Source organism: Geodermatophilus sp. SYSU D00742, assembly GCF_054049935.1.
Genome location: NZ_JBJGYJ010000020.1, coordinates 1 through 24,994, shown reverse-complemented (window position 1 = coordinate 24,994; position 24,994 = coordinate 1). Strand labels below are relative to the sequence as shown.

The window sequence follows — 24,994 nt, the reverse complement described above, 5'->3', positions numbered from 1 at the left end:
CCAGGCGCACCGCCATGGGCGGTCACCCCACGCCGAGGCCCTGCTGGTCGCGATGCCGCACGGGTTCTGCCTGATCGGCCTCCGAGAACGGGCGCGCCTCCTCGCCGGGGCGGGCCCGCAGAGGTTCCCGCTCGTGGTCACATCACCGGGAAGGGGGTGGAGGAGCCGGCGAGGACGTCGCTAGGTCTGCAGGGACGCCGGTGCGCTCGGCGCCGGCGGCGGCGACCAGCTCGCCGACGGCGCGGCTCAGGGCCTCGGTGATCGAGTGCCCCGGCAGCCGCTCGGCGACCGCCCGCTCGACGCTCGTGTAGTACCAGAGCAGCTCGTCGCGGCTCGCGTTGAACGTCGACCAGAAGTCCTGCCCGTACCGGCGGACGTCGGCGGCGATGCAGAGTCCGTTGTGCGTCTTGTCGGCCGCGGTCACCAGCAGCGCGTCGAGCGGCTTGTCGGCGAGGCCGGCCACGTAGTCCCGCTTCCGCTCGGCCCACGTCCCGCTGCGGTTGCCGTCGGCGTCCAGACCGTCCGAACAGGCCCGCATGATGTCGGCGACGGCGTCCCCGAAGCGCGACCGGATGTCGGCCAGCACCGCGCCGCCCGTGCCGGCCGGCGCGTCCTCGACCGCGTCGTGCAGCAGCGCGGCGATCGCCTGGTCCTCGCTGCCGCCGTGCTCCATGACCAGCGCGCTGACGCTCATCAGGTGCGTCATGTACGGCACCCGCGAGCCCTTGCGCAGCTGATCCCGGTGGTGCCGCGAGGCGTACAGCAGGGCGTCGTCGAAGCGCTCGGTCAGCGGGCCGGAGCCCATCTCGCGGCGGTTCTCCAGGGACGTCGTCATCGGTCTCCTCGTCTGTCGATAGGGACGTGCGGTCAGCGCAACCGCTCGAGCCGCTCCAGTGCGGCGGTGAAGCTGTCGTTCCACAGCCCCAGGTGCTCCCACCGCTCGGCGACGTAGGCGGTCGCCTCCTCGACGGACATGCCCTGCTCGCGCACCAGCCAGCCGCGCAGCACCAGGCCGGTGCGCGAGGCGCCGCCGTGGCAGTGCACGAGCAGCCGGTGCCCCTCGGCGCGCAGCGCGGCCATGTCGTCGAGGACGTCGGCCAGGACGACGTCCAGGTCGGTGTTGTGGTCGTTGTCCGCGAGGTACGCCATCCGGTGCACGGTGTGGGGGAACGGCTCGCCGAGCCGGCACAACGAGATGACCGCGAAGTCCTCCTCGCTGTACCGGGCGCCGTCGAGGTTGCCGGCCCAGATGCCGGGGAGGACCTCGCGCGGGCCGATCCGCGGGATGACGCCCGGGTCGTACGGTCCGGCGTCCTTGCCGTCGAGGGCCGCCGCCAGCTGCTGCAGGTCGGCCAGTCGCCAGACCTTCTCGCCGTGGCCGGGCACCCGGCCGTGGACGACCGACGCCCACCGCGCCGGGATCCCGCCCATGCCGAACACCGCCCCGGCCAGCCCGCCGGCGACCGCGGCCACCGTGTCGGTGTCCCCGCCCAGGTCGATGACCAGCCGCAGCACCTCGGCGAAGTCCCGGCCGTGCCGCAGCGCCCACACCGCCTGGCCGAGCGTCGGCCACACCGCGCCGTTGGACTCGGTCGCGTCCTCGGGCGTCCAGTCCGGCGCCAGCACGGTCGCCCACCGCTCGCGGTGCTCGTCCGGCACCGCCATCAGGGCGAAGGGGATGAACTCCAGCGGGTCGTCGCCGTCCAGCGCGACCCGGATCAGTTCGTGGAAGACCGCGCAGCCCTCGCCGGCGGACGGGTCGCCGTGGGTGAGCGCCGAGATCCGGCGGGCAGCGTCCATCGTCGCCTCGCGGCCCTCGCGGGAGAACCGGATGGCGGCCGGCGTCGTGCGCATCAGCGACCCATTGCCGGCGGCCCGGCCGGTGCGCCGGAAGTGCTCGGCGGCGGCGACGTCCCACGGGAGACCGGACCCGAGGACCGCGCGGGTCTGGATGCCGACGTCCGGCGGGTCCGCGGCCGCCCACGTGCGGAAGCGGTCGAACAGGTCGGTCTCGTCCAGGCCGCCGCGCTCGACGAGGGACGTCGCGACCAGCAGCGCCATCTGGGTGTCGTCGGTGAACTCGCCGGGCTCCCAGCCGAGCGCACCGCCGCCGCACATCTCGGTGTGCGTGCCGCGGGCCGGCTGCGGGAAGCGGGCGGTGAACTGCCCGGGCGGGCCGAACTCGAAGGGGGCGCCCAGGGCGTCGCCGACGGCCGAGCCGACCAGTGCGCCGGCGACGCGGTGACTGCGGTGCATCGGCGGGGTCACTCAGGCCTCCTGCGGGGGGTGGGTCAAGCACGCTCGGTTCCTTCGTGTCGCGGGGCACCCGCTACACAACACCGGTCTCGAAGCAGCGGTCCCCGCCTCAGCAACGTCGCCACACTGTCCTGGTGGCTGATCAGGGAGTGGTCACCACTTCACCGAGTCTCACGGGCTTTCAGTCGCGACGCTCTGGGTCACCTGTCGATAGCCCCGCAGGTGTACCCGCCACCCGGGGGTCTGACAGGTGTGACGATCGCGACGACATGCTCGTCCGCAATCCTGTAGAGGCGCCTGTCCTGGCTCACCAGGTTCACGCCATCTGCATGACCCAGGTAGACCCCCTGGATCGGAACCCGCTCGGAAGCCGTGTCCGGGGCCCAGTAGATGCAGACCTGGTCCGCCCGCACGGCTGTGTACTGGCCGGCCGCGAAGGTCTCCGGCTCGCCGTTCATGACGCCCTCTGCGGCTTCCAGGCCAAGGCCTCGCGCCATCAGACCGACCCAGGCGATCGCCAGCACGGCCAACGCCACGAGTGCCAGCGGATGACTCCGCCGTGCGACCAGGTGGAAGAGCCCGTAGGTCGTCACCAGGAAGAACAGGCTCAACCCGATCAGGTAGTAGGTGGCAGGTGGCCATTCCCTCAGTCCCACCCGGATGAGCAAGACCGGCATCAGCGCCATGAAGCCCGCAGCAGAGCCAGCGATGCCCCTGGTGTGCCATCGGATCCTGCCGGCAGCGCCGTCGGGCCTGTACGAGTCACCGCGGCCTCTACCTCGTATCAACAAGGCCCTCGCATACCTGAGGACCCGGTAGAGGGAGACGACAATCCAGAGAACCGCGAAGGCGGCGAACGACACGAGCGAGCCGGCTGCCAACATCAAGAGGCCGAACAGCGTTGCTCTCGCGACCAAGCCAGCCTGGCTCAGTCCGACTTCCTCGGGCGATGTCCCGAATCGATGGAGAAAGGCATGATCGAAGCTGTACAGAGCGGCGTAGGAGACACCTCCCAGAGTCGCCAGGGCAAAGCTCACGTTGCCGGGGTGGAGCCACTCCGGTCGCCCCCGACGCTCAGCGATCCGCCGCTCGTGGCTGATGCGCAGATAGGGCTTCCCCGCTGACGGTCCAGGGCCTCCGCTCCGGTCGGGGACGGGGAGGGGGGCAGCCGCTGAGCTGGGCTCGATCAGACGCCTCGGAACTGCCTGCCGCGTCTGAGCCGGGTGGTCATGCCGATCCCCGGGGATGTCCGCCCGTTCGCACTCCGTCGGGCTCTTCGGGGCAGGGGCAGCGGCTGCGGTGCTGCCGTCTCCGGGATCACGGGCAGCGTTCATGCCAGAGCGTGGCCGGCGGGGCGCCCGTACCCAGCCCCGTGCAGCATCCTTCAGGGTCACCGGGGGGAGAGTAGGGACTGCCCCCTCGTTGCTTGCTCAGCTGTCCGGCGTGGCCCGGCAACTTCCCGCACGCACGAGTGACCACGCCTGGTCATTGGCGGGACGGCTGTGGCAGGAGCGAGGACGACCTCCGCGAGCCGTCCGTGACGCAACACTGACCGTGGGTAGCGTCCGCGTCGCCCGAGGGACCAGGCAGTCCATCTCCCCCCGGGCCTCTCGCGTCAGGAGAACCGGAGAGGTCCGCGGAGCGTCCGCCCGGCCCTAGACGAACTCCGACTTCCGCAGCCAGACGAACGCGGCCCAGCCGGGCAGGATCGGCAGCCAGAACGTCGCGATCCGGTACAGGAACACGGCCGGGACGGCGATCGTGTGGTCCATCCCGGCGGCCACCAGTCCCGCGATGAGGGCGACCTCGAGAGCGCCGAGGCCACCGGGCGTCGGGGCCGCGGCCGCGACGGCGGCACCGGCCAGGTAGACCGCGCCCACGGTGGCCAGGCCCAGGCCGCCGCCGAAGGCGCGCGTGGACAGGTAGAGGCACACCAGGTAGCCCAGGGTGATCACGGCGGAGCCACCCAGCAGCAGCGCGATCTTCCCCGGCGTCCGCAGGGCGGAGCCGACGCCGGAGACCGCGCGGCGCAGCACCGGCAGCAGGCTGCCGAGCAGCCGCCGCCGGACGGCCGGCCAGGCGAGCATCGCGGCGGCCAGGGCCAGCACGATCGCGGCGCCCCACAGGAAGAGGTGGGGGTCGGGCAGCCGGAGGGAGCCGAAGGCCGATCCGCCGGCCCAGACGGCGAACACCGCCATCAGCAGGACGTGGACGACCGAACCGGCCACGTAGTCCAGGCCGACCGCCGAGGTGGCCACCGCCGGGTGGACGCCGCTGCGCTGCAGGTAGCGCACCTGCAGGGCCATCCCGCCGAGGCCCGCCGGTGCCAGCTTGGAGGCGAACGACGAGGCGAGCTGCGCGACGAACGTGGGCAGCGCCCGCAGCCGGCCGGGGACGGCGCCGACCAGGCTGAGGGCGGCGCCTCCGTAGGTCAGCGCGGACATCGCGAGGATGGCCGGCGCCCACGCCCAGTCCGCCTCGCGGACGCGGGTCAGCATGCCCGGCACGTCCCCGAACTGCGGTGCGAGCAGGTAGGTGGCCACGACCAGCAGGACGACGGTGAGGACGGTCCTGGCGTGGAGGCGTTCCAGGTCGGCGAGCCGGGGCTCGGGGACCCCGCACCGCTGCGACACGGCGGCCCGCAGCTGCCCGACGAGCTCCTTGCGGTGGCGGAGGGCGTCCCGCGTGGCGCCGCTGAACGAGTTGGGCTGCAGCCGGGGCAGCGCGGCGGCCACCGCCTCCGGGCCGAGCTCGGCGATCGCGGCGTCGACGGCGGGGTCGACCCCGACCTGCAGGGCCAGCGCGGCGAGGAGCTGGGCGACGTCCGCGTCGAGGAGGGCGGGCGCGGCGGCGACCTCGCTGAAGCCCCAGTCGATCAGCCAGGGCGACCCCTCGCGGTCGAGGAGGACGTTGGCGCGGCGCAGGTCGCGGTGGGCGACGGAGTGCCGCCGCAGGACGGCCACCTGGTGCCAGATCCCGTGCAGGACCGGCGTCGTCACGGCGTCGTCCGGCAGCCGGTCGATGGTCGTGCCGTCGACGAGGTCGTAGGACAGCAGGAAGGAGTCCCGCCCCACCGGCGCGATCGTCCGCAGCCGCGGCGTCCGGGCGCCGGCGTCCCGGGCGAGCAGGGAGACCAGCGCCTCGTGCTCGACGGTGCGGCGCAGCGAGGAGAACGGGCGCTCGTCCCCGACGTTCTTCAGCCGGACCATCCGCCAGGCGCGGAACAGCAGGTCGGCGGCCCGGTTGTCCGCCCCCATCACCTTGGCGAAGACGCGGTCGCCGTCCTGCAGGGTGGCGACGTAGGGGACCGAGCCGCGGGCGTCGACCGAGGCCGGCTGCAGCTGCGCCACCGGCAGGCCGGCGCCGGTCAGCGCGGCGGCGACCGCGCCTGCGGTCGGCCGGCTGCTGGGACGGCCCAGCAGCAGGAGCGTCCCCGAGCCCGCCAGGCCACCGAGCAGGAGCGCGAGCACCACCGTGGCGGGGACGGGCAGCGGCACCAGCAGCCGCAGCAGCGTGACCGCCGCCAGCAGCACCACCCCGGCCCGCCGCCACCGGCGGGACACGAACGGCGCGAGCACCACGAACGAGCCCGCGACCACGGCGACGCCGTCCACGGTGAGGCCGTCGACGCCACCCCCGCGGGCGAGGGCGTCGGTGCCGGCCCGGCCGACCACCTCCTCGACGCCGCGCAGGAGCGCCACCGCCAGCACGCCGCTGACGAGGAGGTGCCCGAACAGCCGGTGGTGGCGGGTGACGAGGGGAGCGACCCACGCCGCGGTGACCGCCGCCAGGACCAGCAGGGTCACCGCCCCCACCAGGACCCGGTCGACGGCCGGCGTCAGGAACGACAACCGCCGGGCGAGGTCCTCGTCCAGCGACGTGGCCGCGCCGCGCGACCACCGGGCGACGGTGACGAGCACCAGGGCGACCGCGGCGAACACGACGGTGCGGAGGACGTCGCTCGGTGACCGGACGTAGCCGGTGACCTCCTCCTCGGTGTGGTCACCGGCCACCGTGCCGGTGGGAACCGGCTCCGCCGGCGGGGCGACCGCTGCGCCGGGACGCGCCGGCCCTCCGGTCCGCGTCATGCCGACCACCTCCTCGGCCGTGTCCCCGAGGTCGCGGCGCGAGAGGTGGCCGGCCCGGACGACGGATGCGGCGGGCACCGAGGGTAGGGGTGGACGGGCCGCGGCGGGCCGGGATCGGGCGCAGGAAGGCAGCCGCGGTGAGCGGGTCAGAACGTCAGGCCGTGGCGCTCGATGATGCGCTGCGTCCCGTCGGGGTCGGCGTCGCACTGGTAGGGAGCGGCCATCTCGGCGAGTTGCTCCGGCGTCGGGGGGTCGGTCAGGCCGCCGAGCCAGCGGAAGAACTGTTCCAGCCCGGCGGGGGAGATCAGCTCGAGCACCGCAGCCGGCTCGTCACCTGCGTTCCAGAAGGTGTGCCACTGGTCCCGCGGCTTGAAGACCAGGTCGCCGGGGCCGGCGACCACCTCGTCGTCCCCGAGGACCGCACCGATCCGACCCGAGAGCACGAAGGTGTACTCGTCCTCCCGGTGGTGCCGGTGCAGCGGGGCGGCCAGGGCCCTGGGCGCGAAGAGGTGCTGGACGAGGGCGAACCGGTCACCGGCGTCCGCACCGTCGATCATGAACCGGTCACGGACCCCGGCCGGATCACCCAGCACCACGCCGTCCGCGGCCCGGAGGATGCGCGGTGTCGAGGGGACAGCTGGTCGGTCGTCCATCGTCGTCTCCTCGATGGCGGGCGGGCGAGCACGGTACTGCCGGCGAGCCGCCGCGGGGAGGGTCCGGGCAGGTGGCGTCAGGCGCTGACCTCCTCGTGGGTGTTCACCCCGGGGATGCGCCGCACCGACCCCCAGCCGAAGCGGGCCCACACCACCAGCAGTCCGGCGCCGACGAGCGAGCCCAGGGTGTCGCGGAACAGGTCGCCGTTGGTGTCGTCGTTGTCCTCCGACAGGGCCGTGCCGAACCACGCGTCGGACCGCCACTCGAACAGCTCCCACAGCGCCCCGACGGCGATGCCCAGGGCCGCGGTGACGACGCCGATGCCGATGTAGTGCTGCAGGTGCGTCTCGTCGCGGGGGTCCGGGACGACGTCCACGCGGGCCAGCGCGATGTAGATCACCGGCGCGGTGAGCATCGGCAGCGTGAAGTGCACCAGGTCGTCGAAGCGGACGAACTCGTCGTACAGGCCGAGCGTCTCGCCGAACCCCTGCAGCGCCATGCCGAGGGTCAGCGACAGGTCGTAGAGCCGCGGCAGGTTCACCAGCCGCGCGACGAGCGTGATGCCGCCCAGGGCAGCGAGCAGCGCCGCCGATCCCCAGTCCCCGGCGACCGCGTAGACGACGGCCCCACCCAGGATGACCAGCCGGAGGACGTCGATGCCGTCCCGCACGATCGGCGTCCAGTCCCCGAGCAGCAGCGTGCGTCCGTCCACGCCCGGCTGCCTACCCGTCGGCGACCGGAGGTTGCACACGTCGTCGAGGCGTTCCGGGGTCACCGCCACCGAGCGGTACCCCGTCCAGGCCGAGGATTCGAGCACGCGTCCACTCGTGGTCCACCGCGAGCTCCCGGCCCCGCCGGCGGGGTCGTGCTCCCCGAGCTACAGGAGATCGACGCGCCGTGTCGACGCGTCGGGACGGCCACTGACGTGCGGCGGGCGTCGTCGTCCTCCTTGCGTGCCCGCCCTCCACCTCGGGAGCCTCGGAGGCGTCCGAGGGGGGAGAGCGACATGAAGTACGTCGTCACCTGGCGGGAACGGCCGACCGGCTCGGCCGGCGAGTACGAGGCGGCGCAGAAGCGGATCCTCGACGTCTTCTCGCAGTGGGAGATGCCGAAGAGCCTGACCTTCCACCAGTTCGTCGTCCGCGTCGGCGAGTTCGGCGGCTACGCCGTCATCGAGACCGACGAACCGGCCGACCTGCAGTACCTCACCACCGTCTACGCGCCGTTCACCTTCACCGTCGAGCCGGTGATGGACGTCATGGACGCCGTCGCCGCCGAGACGCGCGGGATCGAGTGGCGGGATTCCCTGCCCACCCGGTGACCTTCGGACCTGGTCCCGCGCAGGGCGCCTTCCTACGGTGACGGGACATGGCCGCCACGAGCGCGCCCCTGCTGGTCGCGGTCGACGACGACCCCGCCCTGCTGGCCGACGTCGAGCGGGAGCTGCGCAACCGGTACGCGTCGGACTACCGCGTCTGCTGCCTGCGCTCGCCGGACGAGGCCCGCCGCACGCTGGACGAGGTCGCGACGGCCGGCGAGGAGGTCGCCCTGGTGCTCGCCGGCGAAGAGCTGGCGGGCGCACCGGGCTCGGACCTCCTGGCGGGGGTGCCGAGCCTGTTCCCGCACGCCCAGCGCGCGCTGCTCCTCCCGTGGGCCCACGTCGGCGACCCGGACACCGGCGACGCGGTCTTCGAGGACATCGCCCGCGGACGCATCGACCAGTGGGTGACCCGGCCGGCACCGCCTCCCGACGAGCAGTTCCACCAGGCGGTCTCGACCTTCCTGCTCCGGTGGGCTGAGGCGCGGCGACGCGCGCCGCACACCATCGACGTGGTCGGTGAGACGTGGTCCGGCCGGGCCTACGAGCTGCGCGAGACGCTCGGCCGCTGCGCGATGCCGCACCGGTTCTGCCTGGCCGGCTCCGAGGAGGGCCGCGCCATCCTCGCCGACGCCGGCCTGGACAGGCGGCTGCCGATCCTGCGCATGCCCGACGGGCGGGTCATGGAGGACCCCACCGACATGGACATCGCGCGCTCGGCCGGGACGACGATCGACCCGTCCGGGGACCGCTACGACCTCGTGGTCGTCGGCTGCGGCCCGGCCGGCCTGTCCGCGGCCGTCTACGGCGCCTCCGAGGGGCTGCGCACCGTCGTCATCGACTCGGGCAGCATCGGCGGGCAGGCCACGGCGAGCTCGTCGATCCGCAACTACCTCGGCTTCCCGCGCGGCCTCAGCGGCGCGGACCTGGCCCGCCGCGCCTACCAGCAGGCATGGGTCTTCGGCGCCCGGTTCGCCTTCATGCAGCAGGTCACGCACCTGGCCCGGGAGGACGACGGCGTCGTCCTGACCCTGCACACCGGCGGCGTCGTGGTGGCCCGCGCGGTCGTGCTCGCGACGGGTGCGAGTTACCGCCGGCTCGGTGTCGAGCCGCTCGAGGAGCTGCGCGGCGCCGGTGTCCACTACGGCGCCGCCGCCTCGGAGGCGCCGCTGGTGGCGGGGGAGGAGGTGTACATCGTCGGCGGCGCGAACTCCGCCGGGCAGGCCGCCCTGCACCTGGCCCGCTACGCCAAGCGGGTCACGCTCGTGGTGCGGGCCGCGAGGCTGGCCGCCGGGATGTCGCACTACCTGGTCCGCCAGGTGGAGGAGACCCCGAACATCGAGGTCCGGACGGGCACCGAGGTCGTCGACGGCGGTGGCGACGGCCGGCTGGAGCGCCTGGTGCTGCGCGACCGCACGAGCGGCGAGCAGGAGACGGTCAGCGCCTACGCGCTCTTCCTCATGATCGGCGCCCGGCCGCACACCGAGTGGCTGCCGCCGACGGTGGAGCGGGACGACGCCGGGTTCGTCCTGACCGGCTCCGACCTCAGCGCCGGCGTTCTCCAGGCGCTCGGGCGTCCACCGGTGCCGCTGGAGACCAGCGTGCCCGGGGTCCTCGCGGCCGGGGACGTCCGGCACGGGTCGGTCAAGCGCGTGGCCTCCGCCGTCGGGGAGGGCTCGATCGCCATCCAGTTCGTCCACCGCCTGCTCGCGGTGTGAGCCGTCGCGGTGGGCCCGGGTCACCGCCGGGTCGGGGTGCGTGGCCGGATCAGGGGGCCAGCAGCGACGCCACGTGCGAGTACACGGTCGGTTCCGCCCGGTCGACGAGACCGGCCCGGCTGCACAGGCCCGCCGCCCGGTCCGCCACGTCGTCGACCGACCCGATCCCGTCGAGGAGGAGCACGCAGCTGCGGTCCACCTCCTCGGCCGCGTCGCGGCCCTCCGCGGTCGCCGACTTGGCCGCCGTCGCCTCGGCGTCCACGACGCCCAGGTGCAGGCCGCAGACGTCCGGGTCGGTCAGCACCGCCGGCGCCAGCTCCTGCCCGACCCACGCGGTCAGGCGCGACAGGTCGCCGGTCGGCAGCTGCAGCACCGCCAGCCGGTGGCCGACCGTCGCCCCGTGGGAGACCAGCACGCGCAGCACCGCCCGGTGCGGCCGGCGGAACGTCGCCACCACCTCGCGGGTCAGCGGCGTCGGGTCCTCGAGCCTGGCCAGGTACGCAGGGGACGAGAACACCGCCGTGTCCCGGGCCTCGTAGAGCGTCAGGTGCTGCTGCCCGGGTCCCGCGCGCCGCACGTAGCGGCGGCCGCGCAGGAACCCCGGCACGGCGACCCGCTCGGGCAGGTGCTCGTGGGTGTACCAGCGGCTGAAGCGCGCCTCGTCCGCCGGGTCGACGTCCACCGCGTACACCATCAACGCCCGACCCAGCAGGCCCGGTCGCCGTCCGTGCGTCCAGGCGTTCGGTCCCGTCCCGGTCATGCCGGTCCCCTCCTCGGAGCGCTCCCACCGGCGACCACCGGCCCGGGGTCGCCGTCACCGGCCCCGCCGTCCCGTGGCGACACGGCGGGCGCCGCGGGGCGGGGCGCGGTGATCACGGATGCAGGGACTACCCCACGTACGAGCTCAGGTCCGCCTCGACGACCCGGTTGCGCAACTCGCCGAGCCCCGTCGCCGCGACGACCACCTCGTCGCCCGCCTGCAGGAACGCGGCCGGCGTGCGCGCGTACCCCACGCCTGACGGCGTACCGGTCAGCACGACGTCCCCGGGCCGCAGGGTCATCCCGGCCGAGAGCTCGCTGAGGATCCGCGGGATCGGGAACGCCATCTGGCCCAGCGTCGCGCTCTGCCGCACCTCGCCGTTGACCGTGCAGGTCAGCTCGATGCTCGACAGGTCACCGAGCTCGTCGAGCGTGACGACCTCCGGGCCGAGCGGGCAGGTGCCGTCGATGCTCTTGCCCTTGGACCACTGGTTGCCGTGCCGGCGCTGGATGTCGCGCACCGTGACGTCGTCCGCCAGCGTCAGTCCGAACACGTGGTCCCACGCCCGGTCCTCGGGGATGTTCCGCCCGCCCCGGCCGACCACCACGGCGATCTCGCCCTCGTAGTCCAGCTGGGTGGACAGCGCCGGGTCGATCGGCACGTCGGCGCGCGGGCCGACCACCGTGGCCGCCGCGCGGAAGAAGAAGGTGGGGTGCGCGGGCATCTCGGCGACCTGGTGCCCGCCGGCGGCGTGGCCCTCCGCGAAGTGCTCCACGTAGTTCCAGCCGACGCAGTAGACGCTGCCCGCCGGCCGCAGGGGAGCGAGCAGCTCCACCGACTCCACCGGTACGCCGGGGCCCGCGGCGGCCACGATCTCCTTCAGGGCGGCGGCGTCGCCCAGCGGCAGGTCCGAGACCGAGCCGCCGGGAGGGCCGAGCGGCACGACCTCCCCGTTGCGCCGCAGCCCTGCGCGGCAGGCCTCTCCGTCGGTGTACGTCACGAGGCGCATGCCGGCTCCCGTCCTGGTGTCCTGTTGTGGCCCTTGCCACACCGTCAATCAGATCATATATTCCTCCGCATGGTGTTGCGGTCTTCGGAGATCTACGGCGAGCTGCGGCGGCGCATCCTGGCCGGCGAGCTCTCGCCCGGTCAGCGGCTCGTCGTCCGTCGGCTGGCGGAGGAGTTCGGCTGCAGTGACATCCCCGTCCGGGAGGCGCTGCGCAGCCTCGAGGGCGACGGCCTCATCGAGATCGCCCCGTACCGCGGCGCCCAGGTGCGCGTGTACCGGCCCGACGAGGTGCGCGAGGCCTACCTGATCCGCGCGAACCTCGAGGGTGCCGCCACCGGCGCGGCCGCCGACTTCATCGACGACGAGACGCTGGCCCAGCTCGAGCGGTTGATCGAGCAGATGGACGACGTGCTGGCGACCGAGGACGTCACCGGCTTCAGCGCGCTCAACCGCGAGTTCCACGAGCTGATCTTCTGCGCGTGCCCGTACCGGCGGCTGCAGGAGCTGATCTCCAACGTCTGGGACGGCCACGTCGGCATGGTCACCGTCATGCGCCTGCACCCCGAGCGGCTGCACCGCTCCAACGCGGAGCACCGCGCCATCGTGGCCGCCCTCCGCGCTCGCGACGGCGAGCTCGCCTCCCGCCTGGCGTGCCAGCACAAGCTCCGCGTCGGCGACGACCTGGTCGCCGCGCTCATGGAAGAGGACGAACGCGCCGTGCAGACGGCGACGACCGACGAGGTGGCCCTGCCGTGACCCAGCCCCTGACGCTGCCGGAGGGCAAGACCGCCGTCGTCCTGCTCAACATCGCCTACGAGGCGTGGGCCGAGGGCGCCGCACCGGGCCTCGGTCCCATGGGCAACCCGCTGCCCGCCGGCGTGTTCGACACCAACGCCGCCTCGTTCGGCGAGTACGGCTGGCGGGTCGGCATCTGGCGGCTGCTGGAGAGCCTCGACCGGCACGGTGTGCAGGCCACGTTGTTCACCAGCGGCCGCATCGCCGAGCTGAACCCCGAGTCGCTGAAGTCGGCCCAGGGCGCCGGGCACGAGATCGCCCCGCACTCCTACGCGCAGAACATCATCCCGGCGCTGCTCGACCCCGAGGACGAGAAGGCCAACCTCGACCTGACCCTCGAGCGCCTCGGTGACGTGGTCGGGCGGGACGCGCTGCACGGCTGGCTGAGCCCCCGGTGCACGCCGAGCGAGAACACCGGGCGGCTGCTCGCCGAGGCCGGCCTGCAGTGGTTCTCCGACGTCTTCGACCGGGACCAGCCCTACCTGCGGGACGACACCGGAAGCCTGGTCTGGCTGCCGTTCACCATGGACGTCAACGACCTGCCGCTCTACATGAAGCACGGTCAGCAGCCGCGCCGGCTGCTGGAGACCTTCACCGACACCCTCGCGTGGACCGAGCGGCACGAGCAGGGCATCGCGCACCTGGACGTCACCGTCCACGCGCACGTCTTCGGCCGGCCCTACGGGGCCTGGGTCTTCGACGAGATCTGCGCCGAGGTCGCCCGGCGTCCCGAGGTCTGGGCACCCACCCGGTCCGAGTACTCCCAGTGGTTCCTGAGCCAGGGGAACCAATCCGGCTGACCCGTCCCGACGGGCAGTTCCCCCACGGCCCCGCGTTCGCGGTCCGGCCGTCCACCTGCGTGCGACGAGGACGTCCACGGAGCAAGGAGGTATGCGCGTGAGCACTCCTGTCGACACCCAGACGGTCCCGGAGGGGCGCGTCGCCCGCCTGGGCTACTACTTCAAGGAGTCCGGGCCGGCCTGGCTGGCCGGTGGGCTCAACATCGGCGGCGCGTCGGTGACCAACGCGGTGATCCTCGCCGCGGCCACCGGCTTCGTCTTCGGCTGGGTGATCATCCCGGCGGTCATCGCGATCTGGGCGGCCGGGTACGCCTGCGTCAAGATCTCGGTCGTCGCCGGCCGCAACCCGATCGCGGTGATGCGGGACGAGGTCCACCCGCTGGTCGCCTGGGCCAACGGGATCGCCATCCTGCTGGTGAACCTGGTCTTCCACACCGTCCAGGTCGTCCTCGGGGCCGCAGCGCTGCAGCTGCTCTTCCCGCAGCTCGGCGTCCGCGCGTGGGGGATCGCCTTCGTCATCGTGGTCGCTCTCATGGCGCTGCTGCCCGGCCGCAGCCGCGTGATCGAGAAGCTGCTGCAGTTCTTCCTCTACATCCTCGCGGCCACGTACCTCGTCGCCCTGTTCGTCGTCCCGATCGACTGGGGTGGCGTCGGCGAGATGTTCACCTTCACCCTCCCGTCGGACGCGACCTCGGTGCTGCTGTTCACCGCCGTGCTGGGTTCCGCGCTCGCCATCAACGTCCCGACGATCCAGGGCTACGGCAGCATCGCCCGCGGCTGGGGCGTCGAGCGGCTGCCGCTCATCCGCTTCGAGACCGGCCTGATCAACGTCATGCTGACGTTCGTGTCCTTCGCGGTGATCATCGTGGTGGGCTCGACGCTGTACGCGCAGGGCATCCCGGCGACGAGCGCGGTCGCCGCGGCGGAGTCACTGCGACCGGTCACCGGGGACCTCAGTGCCGTGCTGTTCGCGGTCGGGTTGCTCGGCGCCGTCCTGACCACGGCCGTCGTGCAGACCAGCGTGGCCGGCTACGTCGTCAGCGACCTCGTGCGCTGGCCGGTCCGGATGACCGACAAGCGGTTCAAGATCGTGCAGGCCGTCGTCCTGGCGGTGGGCATCTCCATCCCGTTCTTCGGCTGGGACCCGTTCGTGTGGGTGTCGTGGGGTGCGGCGTTCAACAGCACGTTCATGCCGATCGGCATCGCCACGTGGTGGTACCTGGTGAACAAGAAGTCGCTGATGGGCGCGCACAAGGCCGGGCCGCTGCTCAACGCCGGCCTGGCGTTCAGCCTGCTGGTGGCGATCGCCGCCGCGGTCCGCTTCTGGTACGTCACGATCTGAGAGAGGGGATCCGGTGCTCGTTCCCCGGGGGTGCACCTACACCCGGCCCGTGCAGGTGGCCGACGCCGTGGCCGTCCTCGTCGACGACGAGGACGCCCGGCCGGTCGCCGGCGGGATCGCCCTGACCCTGCTCCTGCGGTCCGGCTTCGCCCCGCCCGGCCCGCTCGTCGACCTCGGCGGGCTCCGGGGAGAGCTCGGCGGGATCGAGCCCACCCCGGACGGCGGGCTGCGGCTCGGGGCCCTGGCCACGCTGCGCGACCTGGAGCTCTCGCCGCACGTCGCGCAGCACGCGCCGGTGCTCGTCTCGGCCCTGCGCCGGGTCGCCAGCATCCGCATCCGCAACACCGCGACCATCGGCGGCCACGTCGCGCACGCCGATCCCCACCAGGACCTGCCACCGGTGCTCCTCGCCCTCGGGGCCGAGGTCGAGGGCACCGGCCCGGACGGCGACTTCGTCCGGCCGCTCGGCGAGGTGCTCAGCGGCTACTACGAGACCACGCTCGGCACCGGCGAGCTCATCACCGCGCTGCGCATCCCACCGCAGCCGCCCGGCACCGTCGCCGGCTACACCAAGACCACGGCGCGCACCGTCGAGGACTGGCCCGCGGCCGGGGTCGCCGTGTCGGTGAGCGTCGCCGACGGGGTCGTCAGCGACGTCGCCGTCGCCGTCGGCGCGGTGACCGACCGCGCCGAGCGTCGTCCGGAGGCGGAGCGGATGCTGGTCGGCACCCTGCCGACCGCCGCGCAGATCGCCGAGTGCGCCGAGGCCGCGGCCGACGGGCTGGACTACGCGTCCGACCAGTTCGGCAGCGCCGACTACAAGCAGACCATCGTCCGCGTGAGCACACGGCGGCTGCTGGAAGGGGCTCTGAGCCAGGCATGAAGACCCACGTGGGGCAGTCCACGACCCGCATCGAGGGCCGCGCCAAGACCACCGGACGGGTCTCCTACGTCCACAACCTGAGCGTGCCCGGGATGCTCGAGGCCCGCGTCGTGCGCAGCCTGCACGCCCACGCCACGATCACCGGCATCGACGTCGAGGCGGCGCGTGCCGTGCCCGGCGTGCACGCGGTCATCACCGGTGAGGACGTCCGCAGGGTCCTGCCGCACCCGTACTTCGGGCCGGCCTTCCACGACCAGCCCGTGCTGGCCCTGGACAAGGTGCGGTTCAGCGGTGAGCCGGTGGCCGTCGTCCTGGCCCGGGACGCCCGGACGGCGGAGGAGGCGGCGGCCCTGGTCGACGTCGGCTACGAGGAGCTGCCGGCCGTCTTCGACGCCGTCGAGGCGTGCCGGCCCGACGCCCCGGTGGTGCACAGCGAACTACGGCCGGGCAGCACCTTCGCCGACCTCAAGCACCTGTCCGGCAAGCGGGACACCAACGTGGCGCTGGAGTACCGGCTGCGCCGCGGCGACGTCGACGCCGCCTTCGACAGCCTGCCGCACGTCTTCTCGCACACCTTCACGACGCCGGCCATCGCGCACGCCCCGCTGGAGCCGGTGGTGGCGGTGGGCCGGGTGGCCGACGACGGCGGTCTGATCATCGACTCCGCCACGCAGAACCCGTCGATCGTCCGGCTCGAGGTGGCCCGGCTGTTCGAGCTGCCCGAGTCGATGGTCCAGATCCGGACGGCGTTCCTCGGGGGCGGCTTCGGGGCCAAGCTCTACCCCAAGCTGGAACCCCTGGTCGCGGCCTGCGCCGTGATCAGCGGCCGACCGGTGCGGCTGGCCCTGTCGATGGACGAGACCTTCCTGACCCTCACCCGCCACGCGAGCACGATCACCGTGACCAGCGGCGTGGACGCCGACGGGGTCATCCGGGCCCGCAAGGTCGAGGCCTGGTGGAACGGTGGTGCATACGCCGACATCGGACCCCGGGTGACGCAGAAGTCGGGGTTGACCGCTGCCGGACCGTACGACATCGAGAACGTCTGGATCGACTCGCGGGCCGTCTACACCAACCTGCCACCGGCCGGCGCGATGCGCGGCTTCGGCGTCCCGCAGGTGGCCTGGGCCTACGAGCGGCACACCGATCTCATCGCGCACGCGCTCGGCATCGACCCGGTCGAGATCCGTCGGCGCAACCTGCTGCGCCGCGGCGCCGTGCACCACACCGGCACGGTGCTCGAGGACACCGCCAACGAGGAGGTCCTCGAGGAACTGGTGCGGGCGATGGAGTGGGAGCGGCCGCTGGATCCCGGCACCGGCCCGGTCCGGCGGGGCCGAGGGGTCGCCATCGCGCTCAAGGCCGTGGTCACCCCCTCCACGTCCGGAGCCGTGGTGCGGCTCAACGCCGACGGCAGCGCCTCGGTCATGTGCCCGACCGTGGACGTCGGTCAGGGCTCGGCGACGGTCATGGCGCAGCTGGTGGCCGAGACCCTCGGTCTGCCCGACGGCCGCGTGCGGATCAGCCAGCCCGACACCGACACCACCCCGTACGACACCGGCACGCTCGGCTCGCGGTCGACCTACCACGTGGGCAACGCCGTGGTCTCCGCCGCGCGGACCGTCCGACAGCGGCTGCTGGAGGCGGCGGCCGAGATGTTCTCGGTGTCCGTCGACGACCTCGACATCCACGAGGGCGAGGTCCTGGTGCGAGGCGGCGGACCGAAGGCGTCCTTCCGCGACGTGATGGTGTCGCGGATCGGGGTCCAGGCCGGCCACATCACCGAGGCCAGCGAGTTCACGCCGCACTACGTGCCGCCGGACCTCGAGACGGGGCAGAGCGAGCGGGCGACGGCGTTCTGGATGAGCGGCGCGGCAGGCGCCGACGTCGAGGTCGACACCGAGACCGGTCAGGTCACGGTGCGCCGGCTCGTCATCGTCGGCGACGCGGGGCGGGCACTGAACCCGGAGCTCGTCCGCACCCAGCTCACCGGCGCTGCGGTCATGCAGTTCGGCATGACCATGTCCGAGGAGCTCCGGTACGAGGAGGGGCAGCCGACCTCGCCGGGCCTCGGGTTCTACAAGGTGCCGGGCATCCTCGACGTCCCGCCCATCGAGGCGGTCATCGTCGAGGTACCGCAGCGGGACGGGCCCTACGGGGCCAAGGGCGTGGGGGAGACCGGCACGTTCGCGGTGTCCCCGGCCATCGCCAACGCCGTCTTCGCGGCGACCGGTGCCGACGTCACCGCGCTGCCGCTCACGGCCGAGCGGGTTCTCGACGCGATCCACGCCACTGGAGGTTCCGCATGACCAGCGCCGAGCAGTCGCTGTCCCTGACCGTCAACGGCACCGGCCAGGCGTTCCGGGTGGACCCCGGCGAGACGCTGCTCGAGGTCCTCCGCGAACGGCTGGCCCTGCACGGCGCCCGGGAGAGCTGCGGCCAGGGCGTCTGCGGCACCTGCACCGTGCTGGTCGACGGGCGCGCGGTCGCCTCCTGCGTGCGCCTGGCGGTTCTGAGCGACGGCGCCACCGTGGAGACGGTGGAGGGCCTCGAGGACGGCGCCCTGCACCCGCTGCAGGAGGCCTTCGTCGAGCACTTCGCCTTCCAGTGTGGCTTCTGCACCCCCGGGATGATCATGACGGCGAAGGAGCTCCTGGACCGCAACCCCGAGCCGACCCGCGAGGAGATCCGGGAGCACCTGGCCGGCAACATCTGCCGCTGCGGCGCCTACGGGGAGATCGTGGACGCGGTCGAGGCGGCGGCGCGTCGGCTCGCGGGGCGGTAGACCCGGACGGCGGCTGGGCACCCGCCACCGCGGCGGCGTGCCCGCGTGGACGGCGTCCCGGACGGGCGCCGCTCGTCGAGAGCCACCGACGACGGCCGCATCGTGGGACCCTCCGTGTCCGGAGGGAGCTCCCCGCCCTCCGCGGCCGAGGTGATCGCCGATGTCCGGATCCCGGAGCGCGCCGGGACGGCTGCGCAGAGCACCGTCCGGCCTGGCGGCGTGCCTGCTGGCCGGGTGCGCCGCCGCCGGCGGCAGCGGGGTCGCCGCCGGTCCCTCCCCGGACGCGGCGCGCGACTGGCACGAGGCCACGTACAGCGTGACCTGCGACGGGATCGTCCCGGGTGGCTTCCGGGCGGACCTCGACGGCGGGGCCGCCCGCGTGCCCGCCGACGCCGGCCGGAGCCCGTACTACGAGTACTACGACGTCTGGTTCGAGGCCATGGCCAGCGGTGACGTCGACGGGGACGGCGAGCCGGACACCGTCGTGCTGCTGCAGTGCTCCCCGCAGCCGTCCAACGGGATCGTCGAGGAGGTCCACGTCTTCGCCGCCGACGGGCGCCGGCTCGGGCTCCTGCCCAGCCCGCGCACGCTGCGGGAGTCGACGATCCTGGCGCCGCTCCACGACCCGACCGCGCTCTCGGTCCGCAACGGCGACATCGTCGCCGGGATGCGGGCCTACGCGCCGGAGGACAACCGGGCCGACGGCCCGTCGATCCCCATCACGGTGCGCTGGCACTGGACCGGCCGGGAGTTCGTGCGGGTCCCGTAGCCGGGCCGCACAGCCACGCCTCGATCTCGTCGAGCTGCGCGTGCGTGAGCCCGACGGCCAGCTCCGGGGCGACCACGAGCACGTTCGGGTGGTCGGCGAGCCACTGCGCGGTGTCGGCGGCCTGGTGGGCCAGGTCGTCGTCGATCCAGACGATGCGACGGTCCGGTTCGGCCTCGGCGACCGCACGGGCGCGGTCGAGCTTCCACCAACCCGACCGGCCACCCAGCGGCCCGAGGGAGCCGGTCGGCGCGGCACCCTCCCGGGCGTGCACCCTCAGCCCGCGCGGCAGCCCCATCGGCCCGGCCAGCAGCCGGTCGGCGTTCGCGGCCCACGTGGTCAGCCACTGGATCTCCACGCGGCCGGACTCGTGCAGCTCCCGCAGCCGAGCGGTGGCCGCCGGGTCCCAGGACAGCACGAACCCCTCGAACGTCCCGCGCTCCCAGCCCTCCGGCAGGTCCACGCAGGCGGCGTTGAGCACGCCGTCGACGTCGAGCAGCAGGATCGGCACGTCCCCACGTACTGCCATGGCGACCCCCGTACCCGGCAGCGGCGGCGCGGACCCGACCCGGCCCGGACGGACGGACGCCCGAGGCAGCCCCCGGGGCGTCGAGCCACCACGATGCCCGCATGGGACACAGCGGAGGCCGGCTGCTCCTCGGTGGGGACGTCGTCACGCCCGACGGCGTCCTCGCCGGCGGCTGGGTGCACGTGGCCGGGTCGCGGCTGGCCGCCGTCGGCACCGGCGCCGCCCCGGCCGCCGACCACGTCGTCGACTGCACCGGCCGCACCCTGGTCCCGGGCTTCGTCGACGTCCACCAGCACGGCGGGGGCGGCGCCTCCTACGACGGCGGCCCGTCCGCCGCGCGCCGCGCCCTCGCCACGCACCGCGCGGCCGGGACGACGACGGTGGTGGCCTCGCTGGTGTCGCTGCGGCCGGCCGCGCTGGAGCGGGCGCTGGCCGACCTGACCGGCCTGGTCCGGGACGGCGAGCTGGCCGGCGTGCACCTCGAGGGGCCGTGGCTGGCCCCCACGCGGCGCGGCGCGCACGACCCGGCCGCGCTCCGTGCCCCGACGCCGGAGGAGCTGGACCGGGTGCTCGCACCCGGGACCGTGCGCACGGTGACGCTCGCGCCGGAGCTCCCCGGCGCGCTGGAGGCGATCGCCGCGCTCGTCGGTGCCGGGGTGGTCCCCGCCGTCGGGCACACCGAGGCCCCGTACGACGTCGTCCGCGCCGCGGTGGGCTCCGGCGCCCGCACGGCCACGCACCTGCTCAACGCGATGCCCGCACCGGCCGGCCGCGAGCCCGGGCCGGTGCTGGCGTTGCTCGACGACCCGCGGGTGACCGTGGAGCTCATCGCCGACGGCGTGCACCTGCACCCCGCGTGGGAGCGGCACGTGCTCACCACGGCCGGCGCCGGCCGCGTGGCGCTGGTCACCGACGCGATGGCCGCGGCCGGCATGCGCGACGGGAGCTACGACCTCGGCGGACTCGCGGTGGGCGTCGCCGGGAGGGTGGCCCGGCTGGCCGACGGCGGCGCGCTCGCCGGGGGGACGGCGACGTCCGCGCAGCTGTTCCGCCGCGCCGTGACCGAGCTCGGGCTGTCGGTGGAGGACGCCGCGCGGGTCACCGCGACGACCCCCGCGGCGGCGCTGGGCCTGACCGACGTCGGCGCGATCACGGCCGGGCGGCGGGCCGACGTCGTCCTGCTCGACCGGGACCGGACCGTGCGCGGGGTGCTGCGCGCGGGGGAGTGGGTCGTCCCGCCCTCCTGAGCCGTCGCTGTCCGTGACCCGGCCGCGCGGATCCGGGGGTGCGCCCACCCACTCGGGCGACCTCGGCGTCCCGGGTGTGTGGCAGGCCCCGCCGCCGGGCCGTTCCCGTGCTTCGCTGACGGCCCGCCGGCCGCCCGGTGGAGCACGAACCAGGGGGGAGCCAGTGTCCGACCACCTCGAGGCACATCCGGGCCCGAGCCGCGTCGGGGTCCCGAACCCCTGCCGCCGGCACGCCCGCGGCCACGCCCCGCACCCGGCGCACGTCCAGCTCGCGCACGGCGGCCTCGGCGGGCACTGGCAGCCGGTGGTCGTCATGGGCGCCGTGGACGACGTCGTCACCATCGCGGCCGGCGGGGAGCTGCAGCGCCACCGCAACCACGACACCGGCCGGCTGGCGGCGCTGGTCGAGGCCGACGGCGCCGAGGCGTTCCTCGACACCCGGCTCGGCCTGCTGTTCCTGCGCTCCTGGCCGCGGCACGCCGGGTCGGTCTTCTCGCTGCAGCCGGCCGACCAGCCGCCGGTGCCCTGCCGCGATCAGCAGTGACACCGGCGGCGGAGGGTCAGGCGATGCGGCGAGCGGTGTTGTAGCTCGGCATGTAGTCCATGTTCACGACCTTCACCGGCTGGCCGGCGGTCGAGGCGTGCACCATCTGCCCGTTGCCGATGTACATCCCGACGTGCGAGACGGGGCTGTAGAAGAAGACCAGGTCACCCGGCTGCAGGGCGTCGCGGGAGACCGGCACACCGGCTCCGGCCTGCGCCCGCGAGGTGCGCGGCAGCTCCACGCCGGCGGCGCGGTAGGCGAACGTCGTCAGCCCCGAGCAGTCGAAGGCGTCCGGACCGGTGGCGCCGTACCGGTAGGCGTCGCCCACCTGGGCCAGCGCGGTGTCGACCGCGGCCTGGGCGACGGGGTTCGCGGCAGCCACCGGCGCGGTGGTCGGGGCGGGCGCGGCCGAGGCGGTCGCGGGAGTGAGGGCGATCCCGGCGCCGGCGATCGCGGCGACCGCGATCCCACGGAACGTGCGACGGGCAGAGGACGTGCGGGCAGTCGTCATCGACGACGGTTCTCCTGTTCCTTCCGTCCGCCTACCGGGTTAGCTGACGGGTTCGGGCGGGGAGGTCGCCCGGCACGGCGCACGGCCGTGCTTCACCCCAGTGCTGCGGTGGGTCCCCGGTCCGGGCGCGGCCAGTGGCCACGCCCCGGTTCGGCGGGGTCCGACGGGTGTCACCAGGTGCGGCGACGAGGGGCCCGTCAGGACCGCGGAGGACGCTAGGCGACTCCCGCGCCGCCCGCTGCCGCGCCGGCGGACGTCGCGACACGCGCGCGACACGCCGTCATGACCACCACGGACACCAGGGACGAAGGTCCCGCCTCCTCCGAGAGTGCGCTGGTCAGCGCGGTGACGGACAGATCGCTCACTCGCGGAGTGTTATGACTCTGAGTTGCTCCGCGAACACTAGGAGCTGCGGGAACCTCGGGGGTTGGCCGGGCCGTTGGGCGGGCACGACAAGACACAACCAACCCAGGGAGGGAGACCCACATGGCCGGAATGATCCGGAAGCTGGTGGCGTCGGGGCTCGCGGCGAAGGTCATCCAGGAGGCCAGCAAGCCGCAGAACCAGGCCAAGATCAAGGAGTTCATCGCCAAGATGGGCGACCAGAACAAGAAGCGTGGCGGCGGCAAGGGCTACGGCCGGGGTCCCGTGCACTGACCTCCCGCCTCCCAGCGGCCCCTCCCGGACCCCCGGGCAGGGGCCGCTGCGGCATGGTCCGACCGTGCCGCGCACCGCCGTCCCGGCCGGCCACCTCCCGCGGGCCGATCGTCGACGACCGGTCGCGCCACCGCCGTCCTGGTCACCACCTCCCACGGCCCCGCGTGAGGGCCGCCGGTCCCGGGTACCCCTCCGGCCCCAGGACGAGGAGGTCCACCGATGACCGAGGGCAACATGACCGGCCGCCCCTACGGGGGCGCGAACGAGGCCACCGGCGGCAACCCCGGCGAGCGCGAGGAACACGACCTGGTCGGCCCGCCGTCGGAGCAGGAGGAGCCGCGGGCCGCGAAGGGCGGCACGATGGGCACCGCCGACCCGAGCGTCCCCGGCAGCGACGGGCAGCCGCGTCCGGCCGAGCCGCCGCCCGGCGCCACCGGGAGCTGACCTACGGCCGGCCGGCGTGGGGGACGTCGACCTCGGTCGCCAGCAGCACCGCCTCGCGCACCGGCGCGCGGTTGTGCTCGTAGAAGTCCGGCGCGCAGCACATCAGCAGCGTTCGGCCGTCGTCGCCGCCGAGCATGCACGCGTACACCCCGAGCCCGGACGGCACGGCGACCTCGTCGACGATCTCCCCACCCTCGGCCACGCGCGCCACCCGGCCGCCCACCGCGTCCGCCGCCCAGATCCGCCCCTCGGCGTCCAGCGCGCACCCGTCGGGGGCGACCACCAGCTGGCCGAGCACCTCGTCGACCGTCGTCCCGGTGACCTCCGGGCCGAGGGAGGCCCACACGCGCCGGTTGGTCAGCGACCCGTCGGCGCCCAGGTCGAACGCGGTGTACCGGTTGCCCAGCGTCTCCCCGACGACCAGCGTGCCGCCGTCCGGGGTGATGACCGCGCCGTTCGGGAACTGCAGCCCCCCGGCCGCGACGGACACCGTGCCGTCCGGGTCGACCCGCTTGAGCGACGCCGGCGCCGCGGCGCCGCCGCCCATCAGGTCGAAGCCGAAGTCGCCGACGAACACGTGGCCCCGCGCGTCCACGACCATGTCGTTGAGGTGCCCGCCGCAGTGCTCGGCCAGGTCGGCGTGGGTGCTCAGTGCCCCGTCGGCGTACCGGAGCACGCGCCGGTCCTTCATCGACACGACCACCAGCGAGCCGTCGGGCAGCCAGCCCAGCCCCGACGGCTGCTGCTCCACCTCGACGACGACCGTCTCCGTGCCGTCCGGCGCCACCCGGCTGACCGAGTGCCGGTAGAAGTCCGACACCCACCAGGTGCCCTCGTGCCAGCGCGGGCCCTCGAAGAACCCGCCGCCCTCCAGAACCGTCCGCAGCTGCCGCTCCGCCATGGTCGGGCACCCTAGGGGGACCGGACCCCAGCGAGGGGCAGAGCGCGCCCGGACCCGTCGTCGAGGCCACCGGACGGCGGCGCAGCGCCGTCGCCCGCACGCCGCCGAACGCCGCGCCGGGGTCCGTGCCCTGGTGCGCGGTCTCGCGACCTCGCCCACCGCGGCGCCGAACTCGTCCGCGCCCACCTTCAGGACCCCGACAGCCTGCGGACGGCGTTCCGCCTCGCACCGGGTGTCCCCATGACCACCCCGGCCCGGTCCGGGTAGCCCGGAGGCGGAGGTAGCCCAGGGGACCGCGCGGGCCGACGCGGCCGCCGACGCCCGCGTCGAGCACCTGGTGTCCACCTCGGTCGTCAGCGCGGTCCACCGGCATCCCGCACTCCGGGAGCAAGCGCCGCGTCGAGCAGCACATCACGTCCCTCGGCCTGCGCGTGACGATCGTGCGGCCGGTCTCATGGAGAACCTGCCGTGGATGGTGTCGACGGAGAACGGTGGGGTCGTCGTCCCGATGCCACTGCCGGCCGGGGTGCCGCTGCAGACGATCGCCGTCGCCGGCATCGGCGCGGTCACCGCCGCCGTCCTGCTGGACCCCGCGCGCGTGCCCGGCGGCAGCATCGAGATCGGCGGCGACGAGCGGCTTGGCGCCTATCGGGCCGACTCCGCCGCCACCCGCGCGGGCGCCCCGGCGTGCGCGATGTCCCCACCGGGTTCGCCGGTGGCGGCTGGAGTGGCCGAGAGAGGGAAGGAGCGGGACGTCGATCCCGACGCCCGAGCCCGAGCGGCGGTGGAGCCGGTTCTGCGACGATGCGGGCGTGCGCTCTGCGCAACAGGGACTTGTCGAGTGGGCCGCCGCGCCTAGGTGTACTGCCCACACACGTTGGTGACGGCGCGTTGCAGGTGACGTGAGGGAGGACCTCCGAGTGAGGTGGGGCTTGTCGAAGGCTTCACCGGCTCGGAGGTCCTCATGTCCCACGCTAATGCCGTCCT

Annotated in this window: 25 protein-coding genes and 1 riboswitch; of the genes, 14 read left to right on the top strand and 11 right to left on the bottom strand. The window is 74.0% G+C overall.

Going from position 1 to position 24,994, the window contains the following annotated elements; all coding sequences use genetic code 11:
- Positions 1-142: 142 nt before the first annotated feature.
- From ACI78V_RS14655 to ACI78V_RS14630, 6 genes are all read right to left on the bottom strand, one after another.
- Positions 143-835 carry an HD domain-containing protein gene (locus tag ACI78V_RS14655; RefSeq protein WP_456851936.1) on the bottom strand — a complete coding sequence of 231 codons (693 nt, stop codon included), beginning with the start codon at positions 833-835 and terminating at the stop codon, positions 143-145.
- A 32-nt stretch (positions 836-867) separates the two neighbouring features.
- Positions 868-2,268 carry an ADP-ribosylglycohydrolase family protein gene (locus ACI78V_RS14650; RefSeq protein ID WP_456851934.1) on the bottom strand — a complete coding sequence of 467 codons (1,401 nt, stop codon included), beginning with the start codon at positions 2,266-2,268 and terminating at the stop codon, positions 868-870.
- A 188-nt stretch (positions 2,269-2,456) separates the two neighbouring features.
- Positions 2,457-3,293 carry a hypothetical protein gene (locus tag ACI78V_RS14645; RefSeq protein ID WP_456851932.1) on the bottom strand — a complete coding sequence of 279 codons (837 nt, stop codon included), beginning with the start codon at positions 3,291-3,293 and terminating at the stop codon, positions 2,457-2,459.
- Positions 3,294-3,911: 618 nt separating this feature from the next.
- Positions 3,912-6,344, bottom strand: a complete 2,433-nt coding sequence (locus ACI78V_RS14640; RefSeq protein ID WP_456851930.1) for a lysylphosphatidylglycerol synthase domain-containing protein — start codon at positions 6,342-6,344, stop codon at positions 3,912-3,914.
- A gap of 146 nt (positions 6,345-6,490) precedes the next feature.
- Positions 6,491-6,997 carry a cupin domain-containing protein gene (locus tag ACI78V_RS14635; RefSeq protein ID WP_456851928.1) on the bottom strand — a complete coding sequence of 169 codons (507 nt, stop codon included), beginning with the start codon at positions 6,995-6,997 and terminating at the stop codon, positions 6,491-6,493.
- A 77-nt stretch (positions 6,998-7,074) separates the two neighbouring features.
- A complete protein-coding gene (locus ACI78V_RS14630) occupies positions 7,075-7,710 on the bottom strand; it encodes a hypothetical protein (protein ID WP_456851926.1) in 636 nt (211 codons plus the stop codon).
- 294 nt (positions 7,711-8,004) lie between these two features.
- On the opposite strand from ACI78V_RS14630, the gene ACI78V_RS14625 reads away from it, so the two are divergent.
- The gene (locus ACI78V_RS14625) at positions 8,005-8,319 is read left to right on the top strand and encodes a DUF3303 domain-containing protein (RefSeq protein ID WP_456851924.1); all 315 of its coding nucleotides are present in this window, start codon (positions 8,005-8,007) and stop codon (positions 8,317-8,319) included.
- A 47-nt stretch (positions 8,320-8,366) separates the two neighbouring features.
- Positions 8,367-10,034 (top strand): FAD-dependent oxidoreductase, encoded by a 1,668-nt coding sequence (locus ACI78V_RS14620; protein WP_456851922.1) that lies wholly within the window; start codon positions 8,367-8,369, stop codon positions 10,032-10,034.
- A 49-nt stretch (positions 10,035-10,083) separates the two neighbouring features.
- Here the strand turns inward: ACI78V_RS14620 and ACI78V_RS14615 are convergent, their stop codons facing one another.
- Together ACI78V_RS14615 and ACI78V_RS14610 are read right to left on the bottom strand one after the other, a co-directional pair.
- Positions 10,084-10,794 (bottom strand): hypothetical protein, encoded by a 711-nt coding sequence (locus ACI78V_RS14615; protein WP_456851920.1) that lies wholly within the window; start codon positions 10,792-10,794, stop codon positions 10,084-10,086.
- Between the two features lie 127 nt (positions 10,795-10,921).
- Positions 10,922-11,803 (bottom strand): fumarylacetoacetate hydrolase family protein, encoded by an 882-nt coding sequence (locus ACI78V_RS14610; RefSeq protein WP_456851918.1) that lies wholly within the window; start codon positions 11,801-11,803, stop codon positions 10,922-10,924.
- A gap of 69 nt (positions 11,804-11,872) precedes the next feature.
- Here ACI78V_RS14610 and ACI78V_RS14605 point away from each other — a divergent pair, with 69 nt between their 5' ends.
- The 7 genes from ACI78V_RS14605 (at position 11,873) to ACI78V_RS14575 (ending at position 19,177) form a co-directional block, all read left to right on the top strand.
- A complete protein-coding gene (locus tag ACI78V_RS14605; RefSeq protein WP_456851916.1) occupies positions 11,873-12,559 on the top strand; it encodes a GntR family transcriptional regulator in 687 nt (228 codons plus the stop codon).
- Complete coding sequence (locus tag ACI78V_RS14600; RefSeq protein WP_456851914.1) at positions 12,556-13,398, top strand: polysaccharide deacetylase family protein; 843 nt, start codon at positions 12,556-12,558, stop codon at positions 13,396-13,398. Before ACI78V_RS14605 ends, ACI78V_RS14600 begins: the two co-directional genes overlap by 4 nt.
- Before the next feature lie 97 nt (positions 13,399-13,495).
- A complete protein-coding gene (locus ACI78V_RS14595; protein WP_456851912.1) occupies positions 13,496-14,740 on the top strand; it encodes an NRAMP family divalent metal transporter in 1,245 nt (414 codons plus the stop codon).
- Between the two features lie 13 nt (positions 14,741-14,753).
- Positions 14,754-15,623 (top strand): FAD binding domain-containing protein, encoded by an 870-nt coding sequence (locus tag ACI78V_RS14590; RefSeq protein WP_456851910.1) that lies wholly within the window; start codon positions 14,754-14,756, stop codon positions 15,621-15,623.
- Positions 15,620-17,932, top strand: a complete 2,313-nt coding sequence (locus ACI78V_RS14585; RefSeq protein ID WP_456851908.1) for a xanthine dehydrogenase family protein molybdopterin-binding subunit — start codon at positions 15,620-15,622, stop codon at positions 17,930-17,932. Before ACI78V_RS14590 ends, ACI78V_RS14585 begins: the two co-directional genes overlap by 4 nt.
- On the top strand, positions 17,929-18,408 hold the full coding sequence (locus ACI78V_RS14580) for a (2Fe-2S)-binding protein (protein WP_456851906.1): 480 nt from the start codon (positions 17,929-17,931) through the stop codon (positions 18,406-18,408). The genes ACI78V_RS14585 and ACI78V_RS14580 overlap by 4 nt, the downstream gene beginning before the upstream one ends.
- Before the next feature lie 160 nt (positions 18,409-18,568).
- Positions 18,569-19,177, top strand: a complete 609-nt coding sequence (locus ACI78V_RS14575) for a hypothetical protein (protein WP_456851904.1) — start codon at positions 18,569-18,571, stop codon at positions 19,175-19,177.
- Here the strand turns inward: ACI78V_RS14575 and ACI78V_RS14570 are convergent.
- Entirely contained in the window at positions 19,128-19,703 is a 576-nt protein-coding gene (locus tag ACI78V_RS14570) for an HAD domain-containing protein (protein ID WP_456851902.1), read from the bottom strand. The two genes, ACI78V_RS14575 and ACI78V_RS14570, sit on opposite strands and share 50 nt — an antisense overlap.
- Before the next feature lie 101 nt (positions 19,704-19,804).
- On the opposite strand from ACI78V_RS14570, the gene ACI78V_RS14565 reads away from it, so the two are divergent.
- Positions 19,805-20,950, top strand: a complete 1,146-nt coding sequence (locus ACI78V_RS14565; protein ID WP_456851900.1) for an N-acetylglucosamine-6-phosphate deacetylase — start codon at positions 19,805-19,807, stop codon at positions 20,948-20,950.
- A gap of 163 nt (positions 20,951-21,113) precedes the next feature.
- Entirely contained in the window at positions 21,114-21,494 is a 381-nt protein-coding gene (locus tag ACI78V_RS14560) for a hypothetical protein (protein ID WP_456851898.1), read from the top strand.
- Positions 21,495-21,510: 16 nt separating this feature from the next.
- Here the strand turns inward: ACI78V_RS14560 and ACI78V_RS14555 are convergent, their stop codons facing one another.
- On the bottom strand, positions 21,511-22,005 hold the full coding sequence (locus ACI78V_RS14555; RefSeq protein ID WP_456851896.1) for a C40 family peptidase: 495 nt from the start codon (positions 22,003-22,005) through the stop codon (positions 21,511-21,513).
- Between the two features lie 15 nt (positions 22,006-22,020).
- Positions 22,021-22,171, bottom strand: a riboswitch (cyclic di-AMP (ydaO/yuaA leader).
- A gap of 320 nt (positions 22,172-22,491) precedes the next feature.
- Here ACI78V_RS14555 and ACI78V_RS14550 point away from each other — a divergent pair.
- Both ACI78V_RS14550 and ACI78V_RS14545 read left to right on the top strand, forming a co-directional pair.
- Positions 22,492-22,662, top strand: coding sequence for a hypothetical protein (locus ACI78V_RS14550; protein ID WP_456851894.1), 171 nt, complete (start codon positions 22,492-22,494; stop codon positions 22,660-22,662).
- Between the two features lie 219 nt (positions 22,663-22,881).
- Complete coding sequence (locus ACI78V_RS14545; RefSeq protein WP_456851892.1) at positions 22,882-23,106, top strand: hypothetical protein; 225 nt, start codon at positions 22,882-22,884, stop codon at positions 23,104-23,106.
- Position 23,107: 1 nt separating this feature from the next.
- On the opposite strand, the gene ACI78V_RS14540 is transcribed toward ACI78V_RS14545, so the two are convergent.
- Positions 23,108-24,007 (bottom strand): SMP-30/gluconolactonase/LRE family protein, encoded by a 900-nt coding sequence (locus ACI78V_RS14540; RefSeq protein ID WP_456851890.1) that lies wholly within the window; start codon positions 24,005-24,007, stop codon positions 23,108-23,110.
- Between the two features lie 472 nt (positions 24,008-24,479).
- Here ACI78V_RS14540 and ACI78V_RS14535 point away from each other — a divergent pair, with 472 nt between their 5' ends.
- Positions 24,480-24,866, top strand: a complete 387-nt coding sequence (locus ACI78V_RS14535; protein WP_456851888.1) for a hypothetical protein — start codon at positions 24,480-24,482, stop codon at positions 24,864-24,866.
- The last annotated feature ends 128 nt before the right edge of the window (positions 24,867-24,994 follow it).

What these genes read in the sequence shown, in the direction of transcription:
- ACI78V_RS14655 (WP_456851936.1), bottom strand. Translation starts at nt 835, where the DNA reads ATGACGACGTCCCTGGAGAACCGCCGCGAGATGGGCTCCGGCCCGCTG.
- ACI78V_RS14640 (WP_456851930.1), bottom strand. Translation starts at nt 6,344, where the DNA reads ATGACGCGGACCGGAGGGCCGGCGCGTCCCGGCGCAGCGGTCGCCCCG.
- ACI78V_RS14635 (WP_456851928.1), bottom strand. Translation starts at nt 6,997, where the DNA reads ATGGACGACCGACCAGCTGTCCCCTCGACACCGCGCATCCTCCGGGCC.
- ACI78V_RS14625 (WP_456851924.1), top strand. Translation starts at nt 8,005, where the DNA reads ATGAAGTACGTCGTCACCTGGCGGGAACGGCCGACCGGCTCGGCCGGC.
- ACI78V_RS14620 (WP_456851922.1), top strand. Translation starts at nt 8,367, where the DNA reads ATGGCCGCCACGAGCGCGCCCCTGCTGGTCGCGGTCGACGACGACCCC.
- ACI78V_RS14615 (WP_456851920.1), bottom strand. Translation starts at nt 10,794, where the DNA reads ATGACCGGGACGGGACCGAACGCCTGGACGCACGGACGGCGACCGGGC.
- ACI78V_RS14610 (WP_456851918.1), bottom strand. Translation starts at nt 11,803, where the DNA reads ATGCGCCTCGTGACGTACACCGACGGAGAGGCCTGCCGCGCAGGGCTG.
- ACI78V_RS14605 (WP_456851916.1), top strand. Translation starts at nt 11,873, where the DNA reads ATGGTGTTGCGGTCTTCGGAGATCTACGGCGAGCTGCGGCGGCGCATC.
- ACI78V_RS14585 (WP_456851908.1), top strand. Translation starts at nt 15,620, where the DNA reads ATGAAGACCCACGTGGGGCAGTCCACGACCCGCATCGAGGGCCGCGCC.
- ACI78V_RS14580 (WP_456851906.1), top strand. Translation starts at nt 17,929, where the DNA reads ATGACCAGCGCCGAGCAGTCGCTGTCCCTGACCGTCAACGGCACCGGC.
- ACI78V_RS14575 (WP_456851904.1), top strand. Translation starts at nt 18,569, where the DNA reads ATGTCCGGATCCCGGAGCGCGCCGGGACGGCTGCGCAGAGCACCGTCC.
- ACI78V_RS14570 (WP_456851902.1), bottom strand. Translation starts at nt 19,703, where the DNA reads ATGGCAGTACGTGGGGACGTGCCGATCCTGCTGCTCGACGTCGACGGC.
- ACI78V_RS14565 (WP_456851900.1), top strand. Translation starts at nt 19,805, where the DNA reads ATGGGACACAGCGGAGGCCGGCTGCTCCTCGGTGGGGACGTCGTCACG.
- ACI78V_RS14555 (WP_456851896.1), bottom strand. Translation starts at nt 22,005, where the DNA reads ATGACGACTGCCCGCACGTCCTCTGCCCGTCGCACGTTCCGTGGGATC.
- ACI78V_RS14550 (WP_456851894.1), top strand. Translation starts at nt 22,492, where the DNA reads ATGGCCGGAATGATCCGGAAGCTGGTGGCGTCGGGGCTCGCGGCGAAG.
- ACI78V_RS14545 (WP_456851892.1), top strand. Translation starts at nt 22,882, where the DNA reads ATGACCGAGGGCAACATGACCGGCCGCCCCTACGGGGGCGCGAACGAG.
- ACI78V_RS14540 (WP_456851890.1), bottom strand. Translation starts at nt 24,007, where the DNA reads ATGGCGGAGCGGCAGCTGCGGACGGTTCTGGAGGGCGGCGGGTTCTTC.
- ACI78V_RS14535 (WP_456851888.1), top strand. Translation starts at nt 24,480, where the DNA reads ATGGTGTCGACGGAGAACGGTGGGGTCGTCGTCCCGATGCCACTGCCG.